The organism is Dyadobacter sp. HNCC25DJ187 (genome assembly GCF_056895255.1).
The window spans coordinates 2,280,360-2,295,956 of sequence record NZ_JBXHAT010000001.1; the positions used below are offsets into that span (position 1 = coordinate 2,280,360).

General features: G+C 43.9%; 11 protein-coding genes. 2 read left to right on the plus strand and 9 right to left on the minus strand.

Going from position 1 to position 15,597, the window contains the following annotated elements:
• Positions 1 to 12: 12 nt before the first annotated feature.
• Positions 13 to 558, minus strand: coding sequence for a dTDP-4-dehydrorhamnose 3,5-epimerase (gene rfbC, locus AC1XUE_RS09505; protein WP_483355696.1), 546 nt, complete (start codon positions 556 to 558; stop codon positions 13 to 15).
• 107 nt (positions 559 to 665) lie between these two features.
• Between rfbC and pyrF the strand changes: the two genes are divergently transcribed.
• Both pyrF and lysA read left to right on the plus strand, forming a co-directional pair.
• A complete protein-coding gene (pyrF, locus tag AC1XUE_RS09510) occupies positions 666 to 1,493 on the plus strand; it encodes an orotidine-5'-phosphate decarboxylase (RefSeq protein ID WP_483355697.1) in 828 nt (275 codons plus the stop codon).
• Between the two features lie 49 nt (positions 1,494 to 1,542).
• A complete protein-coding gene (gene lysA, locus AC1XUE_RS09515) occupies positions 1,543 to 2,772 on the plus strand; it encodes a diaminopimelate decarboxylase (RefSeq protein ID WP_483355698.1) in 1,230 nt (409 codons plus the stop codon).
• A 73-nt stretch (positions 2,773 to 2,845) separates the two neighbouring features.
• Here the strand turns inward: lysA and AC1XUE_RS09520 are convergent, their stop codons facing one another.
• From AC1XUE_RS09520 to AC1XUE_RS09555, 8 genes are all read right to left on the minus strand, one after another.
• Positions 2,846 to 3,994, minus strand: a complete 1,149-nt coding sequence (locus AC1XUE_RS09520; protein ID WP_483355699.1) for a cellulase family glycosylhydrolase — start codon at positions 3,992 to 3,994, stop codon at positions 2,846 to 2,848.
• A 76-nt stretch (positions 3,995 to 4,070) separates the two neighbouring features.
• A complete protein-coding gene (locus AC1XUE_RS09525; RefSeq protein ID WP_483355700.1) occupies positions 4,071 to 6,146 on the minus strand; it encodes a CehA/McbA family metallohydrolase domain-containing protein in 2,076 nt (691 codons plus the stop codon).
• Between the two features lie 76 nt (positions 6,147 to 6,222).
• Positions 6,223 to 7,074, minus strand: a complete 852-nt coding sequence (locus AC1XUE_RS09530; protein ID WP_483355701.1) for a sugar phosphate isomerase/epimerase family protein — start codon at positions 7,072 to 7,074, stop codon at positions 6,223 to 6,225.
• Positions 7,075 to 7,163: 89 nt separating this feature from the next.
• Positions 7,164 to 8,282: a Gfo/Idh/MocA family protein gene (locus AC1XUE_RS09535; RefSeq protein ID WP_483355702.1), complete on the minus strand. Its 1,119-nt coding sequence runs from the start codon at positions 8,280 to 8,282 to the stop codon at positions 7,164 to 7,166.
• A gap of 171 nt (positions 8,283 to 8,453) precedes the next feature.
• The gene (locus tag AC1XUE_RS09540) at positions 8,454 to 9,182 is read right to left on the minus strand and encodes a ThuA domain-containing protein (protein WP_483355703.1); all 729 of its coding nucleotides are present in this window, start codon (positions 9,180 to 9,182) and stop codon (positions 8,454 to 8,456) included.
• Between the two features lie 61 nt (positions 9,183 to 9,243).
• A complete protein-coding gene (locus tag AC1XUE_RS09545; protein ID WP_483355704.1) occupies positions 9,244 to 12,786 on the minus strand; it encodes a PVC-type heme-binding CxxCH protein in 3,543 nt (1,180 codons plus the stop codon).
• Positions 12,787 to 12,988: 202 nt separating this feature from the next.
• The gene (locus tag AC1XUE_RS09550) at positions 12,989 to 13,684 is read right to left on the minus strand and encodes a DUF3823 domain-containing protein (RefSeq protein ID WP_483355705.1); all 696 of its coding nucleotides are present in this window, start codon (positions 13,682 to 13,684) and stop codon (positions 12,989 to 12,991) included.
• Positions 13,685 to 13,704: 20 nt separating this feature from the next.
• Positions 13,705 to 15,594: a RagB/SusD family nutrient uptake outer membrane protein gene (locus AC1XUE_RS09555; protein WP_483355706.1), complete on the minus strand. Its 1,890-nt coding sequence runs from the start codon at positions 15,592 to 15,594 to the stop codon at positions 13,705 to 13,707.
• Positions 15,595 to 15,597 lie beyond the last annotated feature (3 nt).

The following is a 15,597-nucleotide window of genomic DNA, read 5'->3' on the forward strand; positions in this document are numbered from 1 at the left end:
TTGTGGCAATTCCTATTTTTTGATCTCTCCGAAAAGCTCCTTTAAAGTAGGCAGGATTATATCCTTTTCTGAAACAATAGGATCCGATACACCCCAGTCTATACCCAACTCAGGATCATTCCAAAGTAGTCCCGATTCAGACTCTTTATTATATACATTGGTACACTTATAGCTGAATACTGAATCTTCCAACGCCACAAAACCATGTGCAAACCCTTCTGGTATATAAGCCATATTGTTGGTATCACTTCTCAATTCAAACACTTCGTGCTTGCCGAACGTAGGTGATTCTGGGCGGATATCCACAGCAATATCCAATACACGGCCGGATATAACCCTGACCAATTTACCTTGTGCAAACGGAGCATTTTGAAAATGCAGCCCGCGTACAACCCCTTTTACAGAGAATGACTGATTATCCTGAACGAAGTTGGTGGGTAAGCCAAGCTCCCTGAATACTCCCTCATTATAGGATTCAAAGAAAAAGCCACGATCATCTCTGAAAACGCGTGGTGTTAATTCTACTAAACCCTTGATGGATGTTTCTCTGATCTGCATAGGTGTTGTGAATTGCTGATTGTTATGATGTTAATTACTGATATCTGTCTGCAAATTTATGAATCTATTGTCATTGGTTGTAATTTCGGCGCAACATTTCGAAAATCATGACGTATAAGAATCTTTTTGATCATATTTCCTCGAAGAAATCATACCTCTGTGTTGGTCTGGACACCGATATACGTAAAATTCCTTCACATCTGATGAGCGAGCCGGATCCGGTGTTTGCATTCAATAAACAGATTATTGATGCAACGGCTGATTACTGCGTTTCTTACAAGCCTAATATTGCTTTTTACGAAGCCATGGGTGGAAAAGGCTGGGAAAGTCTTCAGAAAACGATGGAGTATATTCCTGAATCGCATTTTACAATCGCTGATGCTAAAAGAGGTGATATCGGTAATACCTCAGGATTATACGCCAGAACTTTTTTTGATCCGTCATCGTCAGGATTGAATTTTGATTCTGTGACGGTTGCTCCTTATATGGGAAGCGATTCCGTTTTACCGTTTCTCGAATTCGAAAAAAAATGGGTCATTTTGCTTGCATTGACGTCCAACTCGGGTGGAAGTGATTTCCAAAGGATTGAATCAGACGGCAAACCTTTGTATGAGCATGTACTCAGAAAATCGCAGGAATGGGCCGGAGCGGACCGTATGATGTATGTAGTCGGTGCTACTCAGGCAAAAGATCTTGCCCATATCAGAACAATTGTACCCGATCATTTCTTACTTGTACCAGGTGTTGGCGCGCAGGGTGGAAACCTGGAAGAAGTTTCCAAATACGGCATGAATAGCAGCTGTGGTTTGCTGATCAATGCATCACGAAGCATCATTTATGCAGGAAGCGGTACTGATTTTGCTAAAAAAGCAGAAGAAGAGGCCAAAAGCATCCAACAGGAAATGGCTGTTTATCTTGATAAATACTGTATCTAACTATTAAAAGCGGACCCAAATTCTCTCATTCAATACCCATTTTATTTCAATGCAACTTTCTGACCAAAATCAATATACAATCCAGGGGATAGACCCCACTCAGCTAACAGAAAAATTTGGCAGTCCGCTTTATGTTTATGATGGTGCCACCATTCGCCGGAAAACAGAGGCGTTACAACATGCGTTTGCGGGGGTGAACATGAAGATTAAATTTGCCTGTAAATCCAATACAAACCTGGCTGTTCTTCGTCTGATGAAGGAAATCGGCGTTGAACTGGACGTTGTTTCGCCGGGTGAGTTTGAAATGGGAAAGCTGGCGGGATATGAAGCAAACCAGATTACATTTACGCCAAGCGGCGTTCCATTCCATGAAGTAAAAGAAGCCGTGGAAGCGGGTGCAATTGTCAATGTCGACAGTTTGCCTTTATTGGAATGGTTCGGACAAACATTTGGAAACACCAAACCTTGTCTCATACGCATCAAACCCAACGTTGCAGCCGGAGGCCATGAAAAGATCATGACGGCTCATGCTGATTCCAAATTCGGAATTTCAGTATTACTTCTTGATGATATTCTTGAAATTGTAAAAAAGTACGATATCAAAATCATCGGTTTACATCAGCATACCGGTTCTGATATTAAAGATGCTGAACCATTTTTGAAAGTAGCCGATATACTTTTTGAAACCGCGAAACATTTCCCTGATCTCGAAATTGTTGACTTGGGTGGTGGCTTTAAGGTTTCTTACATGCCTGGTGACGCTGTTACAGACATGGAATTACTGGGAAATAAGATTTCAGAACGTTTCAAAAAGTTCTGTTCGGAATATGGCCGGGAGTTACAGCTGTGGTTTGAGCCGGGAAAATTTCTGGTGAGCGAATCGGGGTATTTACTTGTAACGACAACCGTAGTAAAGGAAGATCCGGCAAGAAATTTCGTACATGTTGATTCGGGATTGAATCATCTGATCCGTCCAATGATGTATGGTTCCTACCATCACATTCTGAACGTATCCAATCCTACTGGCGAGGAAAAACCGTACAACGTGGTTGGCTATATATGTGAAACAGATACGTTTGCCTCTGACAGAAACCTGCCGGAAGTACGGCAAGGGGACACACTTGCATTTCTCAATGCAGGAGCCTACGGTTTTACAATGAGTTCGAATTACAACGCACGTATCCGGCCAGCGGAAGTATTGGTAGACAACGGCGAAGCCCGTCTTGTTCGTCGCCGGGAGACCCTTGAAGATCTTTTGCTGACGCAGCAGGGATTATAAAAAATTAGCCACGGATACACAGATTTTCACTAACTAATATTCGTGAACATTCGTGCATCCGTGGCAAAAGACCTTACTTCGCCGCAGTCAGGCTTTTGATTAAATCAACTTCTGCCTGACGATACGGGGTACCATCCTTGCGGAAGATATCATGGAACCATAGATCAGGCTCCTTGGTATACGTTTTCTTCCAGCTATCCCAAGGATATATTGTCTGCGATTTACCATCTACCAGTCCCCAGTTGATTGCGCCCACATTGTACTTTTTAGCAATGGGTAAAAATCCTTCGAAAAAGCTTCCATTTCCACGCGACATGTATTCGGTACAAATTAATGGACGATCATATTGCTGCAATTGCTTGATACGTCTTTCGAAATCTTCCGGCTTGTCATAATTATGGAAGCTTACCACGTCAGACTCCTCGATACTTGCTGTTTCTATAGGTTTTAAAGTCTGAGGTGTAGCCCAGTCACCAGCCCAGACACCTACCGTTAGTGGCTGCGATGGACTCGCGGCACGTGCCCATACAAACGCATCTTTCATCAATGGCAACACATAATCAACCTTGTTCGGAAGCTCTACTTTACCATAGGAGCTTGTATTCGGATTATCCGGCTCATTCCAGATGTCCCACGCAAGCACACGGTCATCGTTAGCAAATTTGGCCACGGTACCATTTACATATCTTGCCAAACGGGGATATTGCGCACTGTCTTTCAATGCTTCCAAACCGGGGCTTTGCACCCAGCCTGAATTGTGAACGCCTGGCTTCGGATCGCGCTGTTTGCCCAGTTTCGGGAATGGATCCCAGCAAGAATCGAACAATACCAGCATCGGTTTGATTTTGTGCTTATCGGCTATATCCAAAAATACATCCAGTCTTTTGAAGAAACCAGCTGAATCCTGCTCGTATAGCAAGTCGTGCAGATATACACGCATGGTATTCATTCCGATGCCTGCTGCCCAACCCAACTCTCTGTTAATTGTTGCTGTATCAAAAGAAGCTTCCTGAAACATTTCAAGCTGATTGATAGCAGTGCTTGGAAGGAAGTCGGCACCTACAAGCCATCCCTGCTTGCCGTACCATTCTTTGGCCTGCTCCTTTGTCCATATTTCACGACTGCTTGCGGTAGCTTCTTCTTTCTTTTCTTCTTTTTTCGCACAGTTCTGAAAGGTTAACCCAATCAGCAACGCGCCCATCGTTAGTTTTAATAATTTCATCGATTAAGGTTTAAAATAGTTAGTCTGATATTTCTCCTCTATAAGACACAGCCGTCTCAATTCTATCCAAAGATTGCTATTCGAGCCAAACGATTTGTGTAAAGGCGCCATTCGCTGCCACATCCCAAACTTCCAGTCTCAGCCATTTTCTGTTCTTCATACTTTTGGTAAAACTGAATGACTTCTGTCCGAAAGCCTGCGTATCATTCAGGTTGATTACGTCATGAAAAACCTCATTTCCATCGCCCGAAATAATTTCTGCACGATTTAAAGGAAAAGTCCAGCTCGCATCCAGATGGATCGTAACATTCCCTGCCTTATCCACTTTCGTAGTTTCCCCTGATCCTACTCCATTTACTTTGAAAGATGGCAAAAGCACTTCTCCTGTCGAGACAAAGAATTTACCTTTTTCCATCACATCTAAAACCGGCTGCCATCCATCCTCAAAACGTGGAAGCTCATCCAGCTGCAGATAGTTAACATTCAGGTGACCATACAACTCGTAGTTTGGCTCAATACGGAACAGATCTGCTTCAGCAATCACGTACTTTTTCTGTCCCCAATTGGCCATATCGTCCATCAGATCAAGTACACGTTTGCCCAATTTGGGTTGAGATAAATCTGCCGGCATTGCTTTCCAGGCCGCTCCTAAAAATCTGTCCGACTTGTAAAATGTTTCTTCTTTGTACTTGTCAGGATATCCGGTTGAACCTTTCGTACGTGCGTGTGCTGTCCATGCAAGTCCTTTTTCTATTTCAAGCAGTTTGAGCATATCTTCCTTGTTTCCGATCCGGTATAGTTTTCCATATTCCGGATGGTTCTCTACAAACGGTTGGTCTTTCTCCCTGGACATGAGCCAGTACACCGGCTTAGGGAAAATATTCATCCAGTGTCCCCCGAAGAAATTATTGGGTTCCTCACCGGGCAGCAGAAGGAAATTCCCACCCGATAGCCGCTCGCATTCACTAAACATAGTTTTCAGTTCAGGCCATCTTTTAGCTTCCGGTCCGCGTGGACTACCCGGCCCGTGAAACTCTCCGAGATGAACAATGTTGACTCCAGTATTACGAAATGCTTTTACGAAACCAGGCATTTCCGGCATTGGTTTTCTCGTCAAAACATCATCTGAATGTTCCTGATGAAAATGACTCGACATCGTGTAATAACCTGGCAACGGCGCATAGGTATCATTATGCGTAAATGCTTTCACTTTCTCCAATACCTTGCCGTCCTTTTCTCCGCTCAACAGACAAAAGAAGTTGTAGCGCTGCTGTGTGCCCGGAGGAGCATTGAACCAGGGCACCCATCTTCTGTCACCCAGCAGATCGTGCCGGATACCGATTCCAAATCCCGGAATCAGCGTCCGGTAGTTTTCGCCATACCAGACATGTTCGAGGTTATAGCAATTATCCAATGGATAAAAATATTGATGTGGAGCAGGAAAAACGGCGAGACTTCCCTCCGCCCCTTCACCAATAATGGTGCGGTATTTTACGGCCATCATTTCAACGGTATCCGTTTTTACAGCATTTGTATTCCTGATAAAATTCTCAGTATCCGACCAGAAAATCTTCTTCCACGGTACATCCTTTCCTACCATTGCCGCATCATAAATAACAGCCAGTGAATCTACTTTGGTGTTCATCACTGCCGCTACATTCATCAGCGGACTTCCATTATACAACGTGACATGATAGGCTCCGGAAAAAGGCCCCGCCGTAGCGCCTGAAACTATAATTTCTGTTTGAGCGCCTGATGTGATCACCTTTACACCAGACTTCACCAATTTCACCGGATAACTTGTGTATTTCTGATAGGCTGTTTTATCAAAGAAGATATTCCATCCATTTTGAGATACGAGATCGCGCTTACCTACTGTCAGAATAACAGCGGGATCCAGCTTCTCTGCAATGGTTTTGTATTTTCCTTCTGTACCGATCTGTAGTCCGTGAAACAGGGATTCTGCTTCACGGAGATCCAATATGATTCTCCCGGTTTCTGAGTCTCCGGCAGGCCATTCAATATTCAGTGCATTTCCTTTTTGTGAAACCTGTACACCCGACTTTTTGTCAAAGCCTTTGGTATCAACGGGGATTTGCGCCATGCTGTCGTATACCCCGAAGAATAAAACCAAAAAGATTAGAATTCGCATAGATGGTGTGGTTGTGGTTCGCCCCTATGCGGCTCACCAGATAAAACATTTTACCTGAGTTTTGTAGCAGAATTTACTATTGTCCAAAAGCCTGCTTGTAAAAAGCAAGTCCTTCACTTGCGAGTTCGTCGGCACTATTAGCTAGTGGCCGCCATATACACGCTGCTCTTGCGAGTTCTTTAGAAGGCTGACCAAATGTTTCGATCACCACCGCTCCCTTGTAGCCGATTTCCATCAAAGCTTCGCTGATTCCCTCCCATTCCAAATGCCCGGTACCCGGAGTACCACGGTCACTTTCATTGCCCTGCACGTGGCAAAGCAAATCTTTCCCGATCTTACGTATCGAAGCAGGAATGTCTTTTTCTTCAATATTGGAATGGAAGGTATCCAGCACAATTTTGAGGTTCGGGCTTGCCACTTCATGTACGATAGAAAGTGCCTGATCAACCGTATTCACCATATCCGTTTCAAACCGGTTGAGTGGCTCCAAACCTACTACAACGCCATGATCAGCAGCGATTTCCCCTATCTCTATCAAGGTGTTTACACACCATTCTCTCTCCTGTTTTTTCTGCTCTTCCGAAACGAGACGTGTTTTACCTACTGCCGAGTAAACCGGTCCGCCAAAAACAGGACTGCCTACATCCTGAGCAATTTTTATACAGTCAATAATGTATTGTTTACCCAATTCCCTGTAAGCTGGCTCCGTACTAGAAATATCTCTTTCTGTACCAAATGCGCCACTTATTGTAATTTTTAAGTCGAGGTCGCGGGCAATATCCTTAATCAGTTTCCAGTCGATAATGCTGGTATCTTCAACAGCTATTTCGATAATATCGTAGCCCATGTTTTTTACCTTGGTCAGTAAATCGACATTGGCACTTGAAAACGGGGATACCCAAATGAATGTGCTTGCTCCAAATAACATTTTGATGTTTTTAAATTCGGAATATTGCCACGGGCAATGCCCGTGGCAGAGATATATGAGCCTTTCAGGCTGATAACTAACAGATAAGATTACGCTTCGAAGCTTGGTATCTGTACACGAATACCGCCGTTCATAGCCGACTCGTGCGCGCAGATACCTGCGCAGGTATAATTCGCGGCAAGAGCCGCATCCACAGCAGAATCTCTTCCTTCTATAATAGCAGCGACAAACTCCTGTACAAGGTGTGGGTGAGAACCTCCATGCCCTGCTCCCTGAAGGAAGGAAACGTGATTCGGGTCATCAATTTTTTCTCTTCTTGTAAAATGTTTGATCGGTTCAATCAGCAAATCATCCGTATCTGGAATAGAAATGCGTTTTGCATTTTCACCTCCATCAAAAATCACGTGATCTTCATCCTGAAGCTGTTCCCATTCGAACGACATTTTTGTCCCGTACACATCATAACTCTCACGATACTGACGTACCACATCAAACAAAGAACGTGTTGCTTCTGCTACTACATTTGAATCTTTCAGAGTGAATGTAGCGGTTTCAACTGCGAAAGGAGAGCCGTAACGGCTAGCCAGATCTTCAGACAGACGTCCGGAACCATGGCAAACTACGGTTTCTGCAATTGTGTTGTTAATTTTCAAAAGAGGAGAAATGGCGTGGGTTCCGTTCAACATCGGCGGATATCCTTTCCAGTACTCATCCCATCCGTCCATGCTCATATCCTGAATGTGAGAACCACGCACAAACTGAATATCACCCAATTGTCCGGTCTTGGCCAGATCAAGTCCATACAAAAACTCGCGTGTGTATAGTGCGGTTTCCATCATCATATATACTTTGTTCGCTCTGCGTTTTGCATCCACAATGGCGATGCAATCCTCTTTGGTCATGGCCATTGGAATGGTACAGGCTGTATGCTTTCCGGCATTAAGCGAAGCCAGGGTCATCTGAGCGTGTTGAGGAACAGGCGTTACAATGTGAATCGCATCCACATCATCTCTTTTTGGAACATCATCAAAATTCTCAAATACCAGATTCGGGTCCAGATTGAATTTCGCAGTCAGCTCATCACGGGTTTGTTTGCTACGGGTACAGATACCGACAGCTTTGATATTCGGATGACTTTGATAAATAGAGATGAATTCTTTTCCAAAACCCATACCTACGATAACGACTGTAATTTGCTTCTGACTCATGTTTTTTGTTTTTATTGGATAATAATATTTTTATCAATTCCGAATCCCGAACATTTTCCATGGGCGATACCCATGGCTCAGAGATCACGCCCTTTCAGGGCTATTTTGAATTTTAGCCGTAATGATGGCTCGGTCCTGTATTAATTCTTAATTCTTAATTCCTAATTTCAATCACTTCCCAGCAGCCCACTTCACGGCATTCCTTAAAATAGTTTTATAGGGCTGGATTGTATGCGACTCAGCATCGTGACCTAAGGCAATACCTACGATACGTGCTTTGGGATACTTCACAATCATTACACTTGGGAATACATCGCCTGATTCTTTTGCTTTTGCTGTCGCCAATACCTCAACCGGAGAGCCTGATGTATCCGTTTTGAGATAATACAACTCGTCTTTCAAATTGAAAGTAGCCGGAACACCCTTCATAACAGGATGCTTTTTGTTGGTTACTGTCACATCAAACGGACCATATTTATTATGTCCCTTTGAGCCGCCACCCACCAGTTTCTGGTTGTATTCAGGCCAGTCTTTCCAGTTGTACCAAAGCGCAGGATGAGCTAAAATAAGTCCTTTACCTGCATCAGCAAAGGCGAAGATAGCCTTACGCGTAGCCTCATCTTTGATGGGTTGATTATTGGCCAAATACAATACATCGATATTCGGCAAGTGCGACAGGATCGTGGAAGGATCGTTTGTATACTCAACGGTAGCAAACCCGCCTTCCTGTAATGTTGCTACATCCTCCTGTTTATACCATCTGTCGAAATCGTGAGACTCACCTCCTCCGACGAGCAATACCCGTATCGCTTTCTTTTGTCCCGGACCGTCCGCTCTGGTTTCAGCAGTAATCGCTAACAGCGTCAAAAACAGACAAGCTTTTAAAATCAATCTGATCATTTAAAATAGAAGTTAAAGTAGTTAAGAAGTTAAAGGCGTTAAGGGTTAGGTTTAGTCTATGTTATTTTGTCACTCTGAGTATTCCGTTCATTCCACGCCAATGTCCGGGGAAAGTACATACAAACGGATAATCGCCTGGTGTCAACGGAATCGTGATTTCAAGTGTGGCTGTTTCGCCTGTACTGACAAGCTTAGTCGAAAACAGCACTTCAGGAATTTTAGGCACATACTGTTTTTCAGCTGCCTTTGGATCCGACAGCATATCATCTGCTGCTTTACCTACCTTCTGCAATGAACCTGGCTTGATAATCAACAAATTGTGCTGCATGCCATCTGGGTTTTCAAGATTGATTATCACCTTTTGGCCAGCTTTCACCTGAATCAGTTTTTTGTCATACTGCAATAATTCCGGCACCACCTGCAGATCAATCACCAACGCATTGCTGTTCGATGAACTTACAGGTTTAGTGGCATTTGCAACAGCTGTTGAAGCACCTTTACTGTTCGGACGGCTTAGTTCCAGAGATGCTTTCTGGAAGTTTCCTTCAAAGCCGAAACGTCCTTCGTAGGTACCAATCTTATCATCACCTTCCACATCTTCACCCGTTCTGAATGAGTTGGACAGAGGTGTTGTAAACAGCATATGCGCTTTTCCTTCCGCAGCCAGCTTGCCGTCTATATAAATGGTGATCTTTCCATCTCCGGCAAGATTAGCTACGACATCAAATTTTTCAGGAAGAGGTGCTGAAGTTGCCGCCTGACTCACCATACCGTGTTGCTTCACAGCCATAATCAGTTTACCGTCCTGAATAAACAAACCATAACCGCCATTTTTTCCACCTTGTCCGGCGATGAATCCTTTTAAAGCGCGATCGCGGGATTTGGTCACACTGGCTTTTATCGTAATTTCCTTTCCTGAAACATCAGGAGGGAACTGCATTGTATTTCTCCTTCCCAGCGCATATACTTCCTTATTCAGTGCTGCCACAATTTCCTCGCTGAATTTGGACTTCATAGACTGCTTTTCAGCAGCAGCTAAAAATCCTTTTTCATGTGTAACGGCAGCGGCAAACAGCGCTTTTGAAAGCCAGGCATCATTTGCATTCTGTTCATCCAGCGATGACTGATATATGACCTCTCCGATTTTCTCAGAAGCAGGAAGCTCAACAAGCGCCACAAAAGCAGCCAGACGCGTATTCAGATCAGCATCTTTGATCAGTTTCTGAATACCTCCAAAACTCTGTTCTGTTTTTGGCAATACCGAAGCGGCTGCCTTTCTTACTCCGGCTGCAGGATGAGTCAAAGCTTTGTCTACAACTTGCAACGCTTCGGCATTAGAACCATCCAGTGCGCCCAGTCCGTGCAAAGTCCACAAAGCATGTACAGCCGGACTATTCAGCCCGATTTCATCCACTTTCTGATCAGCAATGATTTTATACAACTCAGGCAATACAGACAATTTCTTCGATTCAACCAGTAATCGCTGTGCCGTCATTCTCCAGAACATGTTATCGTTTTGAAGAGCGGTAATCAGTCCGGGCAAATCATCTTTTGACAGCTTCATAGCCGGAGCTTTCTTCGCGTTTTTATAAACGATTCTGTAAACACGACCGTGGTTCAAATCACGCATAGGGCTGCTGAATGCATTACCGGGTCCGTGTGGTTGCTCTTTGAATGGCAGTATAAATTCAGAAGGAGACTGAGCAGGTACGAATACATTATGCTGAATGATGAAGTTGTACCAATCCGCTACCCAAACGGCACCATCAGGACCTACTTCGGCATGTACCGGTCCAAACCACTCATCCGAGCTCGCCATAAAATTCCATCCATCTTTCTCCTTAAATCCTGCACCATCCCGTTCAATGATTGCTTTGTGAATCAAACGAATAGTAGGTTCTGTTACAAATGCAGTTCTATTCCAGTATTCTTTCGGATAGTTACGAGCTGTGTAGAAATGATGCCCTGCTGCCGATGTAAAACCACCTACCACATCCACCTGGCGCAGGTTAGGTGTCATAGAGTGCGCATCATAATGGCCATCAATTTTATGGACCGCCTGGATAGAAGGCTGATCCGGATCACCAACAGAGCGTTGCAGATATTTGGCAGGCATAGAATAATATGCGCTGTGCGTATTGTTGGCTGTTGACAGGAATACGTTATTGTCTTCTGTCACGCCTAACCCCCAGGTATTATTGCTACTGCTTCCGAGGTAAGCAAATTCTTTTCCATCAGGCTTAAAATGATAAACACCCTGACCAAAATTGAATGGCTTACCTTCTATAGATCCTTTGAAACCAGAATAGCCATTCACTCCCCAGATCTTATTATCAAAACCATACTGAAGATTGGAAGGCCCTGCATGCGTATCATTTTTACCCCAGCCCGTCATGATCACCTCACGCACGTCAGCTACATCATCACCATTGGTGTCCTTCATGAAAACGAAATCAGGAGCCATGGATACGATAATTCCACCATTCGAGAACACCATGCTGGTAGGAATATTCAATTTATCGGCAAACACAGTGAACTTGTCTGCTTTGCCATCACCATCCGTATCTTCACAAATCTTGATTCTGTCGTTGGCAGCACCATCCGTTTCCTTGAAAGTATTTGGATAATCCACAGATTCAACCACCCAAAGTCTACCTTTTTCGTCCCATGCCATGGCGATTGGGTTGGTAATATCCGGTTCCGCTGCAAACAGCTGAATGTCAAAATCGTTGGCAACCTGTGTCAGTTTGTTGGATTCTGCCGGACTTAATGCTTCCTGCATTTTCGGAACAACATGACGTTTGGTATATTGAGAAATGGTGTCAGAGTCATAAATGTCTACATCAGGCAGATTCAAAGCCTTGATCTGATCCTGAACTTTATCACCCATTGCCCATAGTACGCCATTTCTTACCAGATCAAGAAAACCTTTGTTGGTCCAGGTTTTATCTTCATGACCATACGCTGTATAGAAAACGCGCCCTTTTCCCTGATTTCTTACCCAGGTATAGGGCTCGTGGTGATCGCCCTCCACACGCTCACCCAATACGATTTTATTCGGGTTCAGATTTTTATGCACATAGGTTTCATCCCAGGTTTTAAAATTTGTAATGCCCTTCATCACGGGATGATCAGCTTTCAGAATTACATTTTCAAAAGTATCCTCTTTATGTGAGGCAAACTGGCCGCCAATCGTTTTGATATACCAGTCAGAATTTTTGAAGCACCCTGAAGCAGAATGAAGCGGTATCAGTCCTTTTCCTCCTTCCACGAATGCTTTCATAGCACTCTCCTGAGCCGGGGCCAGCGTATCATGATTTGCATAGATGATCAGCCCGTCATACTTGTTCAGGTTTTCGGTATTGATATCCTTGAGATCCGTGGTATAAGTCATGTTGATACCACTCTTGAAAAGCTTTATAGCGAGCCAAGGTGCGTACTTACCGGAGTCGTGGTGTTTGCTGTTGTGCCCCAGGAAAAGGACCTCAGCCCGACGGCCTTCCTGTTTGGTATTTCCGGTTTTGGCACCCGAATTACTCATCTGATTGTGGGCACAACCTAATGCTAGTAATCCTAAAAACAATACGGTGGCGTACTTCCTCATTAAAACTGTCATTTAAATCAATTGTATAGCTTTAAAAAAATTCGATATTCTTGTTAAGCTGTTTTGAGTCAGCTATCACCCTTTTGAGGCGATAGCTGTATGCTCAATCTTAAAAGAAGCTTTTGTCCAATAAGATACTTGTTGCCAAGAGCAATAACTTCTGATTTAGGACAATGATACCTCTGATTATTCCTCCGGTAATTTATAGATCAATACGTTGAACCGGTGAGAAAATCATATCTTCTACATCCTTCATTTTAACACCTACTCTCGCAAAAACATAGTTTTGTGCGGGCAAAAGCGTGGGCACTATAGCACTAATTGAGATATTATTGAAATCTTGCACATCAGCGCCTGGTACATCTGTAACTGCAATATTAATTGCTCTGGAAACAAGTTTTGTCTTACCAATGAACAGAGAAACCCTTTCAACGTCCTTCGCATTCGAGTCCGTTATGATCTTCTCCAATTTCAGCGATACAGAAATCCTGTTTTCCGCGCCATTAAATTGCGGATTACGAATCATATAGTAGGGAACTACTTCCACGTCCAGCTTCTGATCTCCTCCGAGATTCAGATACAGCGTATCCTTGGAAACTGCATCCTTTTCAATTGTTTTGAACGGCCCCCTTCCTTTTGGAAAAACAACTTTATAATTGCCATTGTATAAAATAGCGGAGTACGCGCCTTCCGGATTTACAAACACATTGATAGCTGCAAGTTTTCCAAAGCCCGGCTGCCATAATTGCATAGCCATTCCCGTTTCCAGACCAATAGGTTCACCCTTGTACAAAACCTGTCCTGTAAGATTAGTCTTCGGTTCAATGAAATTATCCTTGGCACAGGAAAGTATAAACACTGATAGTATCAGTATCAAAAAATGAGATTTCGTCTTCATAATATCTGAAGTTTGACAGTTTAATGATTCGGGTTCCTGACAATTTTTGGATTATTATTAACCACCTCGTCTGCAATATAGGCGTAGTAATTTCCTAGCTGGAACCTGCCTGCTCCAGTCACACGACTTAGTTTTGTGACTTTGTAAATCCACTTTCCGTTGTTGGCAGATGTCGGATCATATACTTTATACGACCACAATCCCCATGGTTGCGTGTTCCTCTTCGTTGCTTTTCCGAGATCTGCAGAGAGATTTGCAGCTGTAATAGCATTACCATCCATAATTTGATGTGCTATTCTCCATCTTTTCATATCGTAGAGGTAGTGTCCTTCAAAAGCAAGCTCCACACGACGTTCATGTACGATACGATCAAAGGTAATTTCTGAAGCTTTCAAAGGTATTGTGAGTCCGGCGCGCGCGCGAACCTGATTCATATAACCTGCTGCCTCGGCAGACTGTCCCAGTTCAAAAGCAGCTTCTGCCGCGTTCAGCAATACTTCAGCGAATCGATAACGAACAAACCAAACTTCACTCTGAACCCCGCGCTGCCCGGACCCCACAACCGGATCAAGGTATTTCCTAAGATAAAAGCCAGTTTGTGCAGTGAACTCAAAGCCATCAATCGGACCGTCGAAACCTACCACCTGTTCCGGAACTGTTTTTCCGGGAAGTGTTTTTTGTGCACCACGATCATCACCACTCACTATTGTTCCGTTAGCCAGCTGAAATCCAGCCCATATATCTACGTTTCTCCCTTTAAAAGCGGTACCTGGTAACATCACAGTCCCGGCAAGACGCGCATCTCTGTTTGCGAAAATGTCTACCTGATTGGTGTAATAGATAGGTGCACCCGCTGCAGTCACAGTAGGTATAGGAGCAAATGTATTGTCCAGTTTTTCAAATGCTTCTACGAAATTCAATGAAGGGTTAAGACGTCCCCCTTCCTCTTCTTCCGCACCATAGCGAGGTTGGTTTGCTATTGTAAAACCATGTACTTTGCCACTTTTCAGCTTAAAGTCGTCGACAAAAATCACCTCGGAGTTATTGGCCTTATCGTAAAAAATGCTGGAGAAGTTCTCAGATAAATCCGGCTTTTTAGTGTAAAGTGCGTAAGCACCGGCTCCTCCACTTATAATTTCCTTCGCAGCAGCCAAAGCCTTTGTATAGTAGCTCGTTGCCAGATTAGCAGGAATTCCCACTTCTCCACCCGGCAGTGAAACTGCGGGTGTATTTACTCCGTACTTCGCTATTGACGCGGCATACAAAGCTGCCCTTGCCTCCATTGCTAACACAGCACCCTTGGTAACTCTTGATTTTTCGTTTACGTTTGCAGGCACCTTCGATTTGATTGCTTCTGCTTCGCTAATTACAAAATCATAAACTTCTGACTCTTTCGCCCGTGGATATCTGAGGTAAGAAGGATCTCCACTAAAATCGTAGGTCAGTGGTTCAAGAATCAAAGGAACACCACCTTCTCGCTTTACCATTTCGAAGTAATAGGATGCCCGTAGGAAACGTGCCTCTGCGAGAAATCTATCTTTAATTTCTGCACTCAATTTATCCGCTGCAGTACATTTCTGAATAAACAAATTCATTTCCCGGATGTAGCCATAATCCCAAGTAAAGTCGTTTCCATATCCCCATCCGCTCGACTGGAACATCCCATAACTGCCGGCGTTCGAGAAGAATGCCTCATTGTACATACCCAGACTTTCCCAGTTTTTTACAGATGCAATATCGTAATACCGGTTGTACAGGTTGCCTAATAAGGATAAAACCTGCCCTTCATCTCCCCAGACCTGCTCCTCGGAAAGAAGACTTGTAGGCGGCCGGTCCAGGAAAGCGTCATCATTACACCCGGTACTCAGAGCGAGCATGATCGTTGTAATTATATAGAATATCTTTTTCATTTC

What these genes read in the sequence shown, in the direction of transcription:
- lysA (WP_483355698.1), top strand. Translation starts at nt 1,543, where the DNA reads ATGCAACTTTCTGACCAAAATCAATATACAATCCAGGGGATAGACCCC.
- AC1XUE_RS09555 (WP_483355706.1), bottom strand. Translation starts at nt 15,594, where the DNA reads ATGAAAAAGATATTCTATATAATTACAACGATCATGCTCGCTCTGAGT.
- AC1XUE_RS09535 (WP_483355702.1), bottom strand. Translation starts at nt 8,282, where the DNA reads ATGAGTCAGAAGCAAATTACAGTCGTTATCGTAGGTATGGGTTTTGGA.
- AC1XUE_RS09545 (WP_483355704.1), bottom strand. Translation starts at nt 12,786, where the DNA reads ATGAGGAAGTACGCCACCGTATTGTTTTTAGGATTACTAGCATTAGGT.
- rfbC (WP_483355696.1), bottom strand. Translation starts at nt 558, where the DNA reads ATGCAGATCAGAGAAACATCCATCAAGGGTTTAGTAGAATTAACACCA.
- AC1XUE_RS09550 (WP_483355705.1), bottom strand. Translation starts at nt 13,684, where the DNA reads ATGAAGACGAAATCTCATTTTTTGATACTGATACTATCAGTGTTTATA.
- AC1XUE_RS09540 (WP_483355703.1), bottom strand. Translation starts at nt 9,182, where the DNA reads ATGATCAGATTGATTTTAAAAGCTTGTCTGTTTTTGACGCTGTTAGCG.
- AC1XUE_RS09525 (WP_483355700.1), bottom strand. Translation starts at nt 6,146, where the DNA reads ATGCGAATTCTAATCTTTTTGGTTTTATTCTTCGGGGTATACGACAGC.
- pyrF (WP_483355697.1), top strand. Translation starts at nt 666, where the DNA reads ATGACGTATAAGAATCTTTTTGATCATATTTCCTCGAAGAAATCATAC.
- AC1XUE_RS09530 (WP_483355701.1), bottom strand. Translation starts at nt 7,074, where the DNA reads ATGTTATTTGGAGCAAGCACATTCATTTGGGTATCCCCGTTTTCAAGT.
- AC1XUE_RS09520 (WP_483355699.1), bottom strand. Translation starts at nt 3,994, where the DNA reads ATGAAATTATTAAAACTAACGATGGGCGCGTTGCTGATTGGGTTAACC.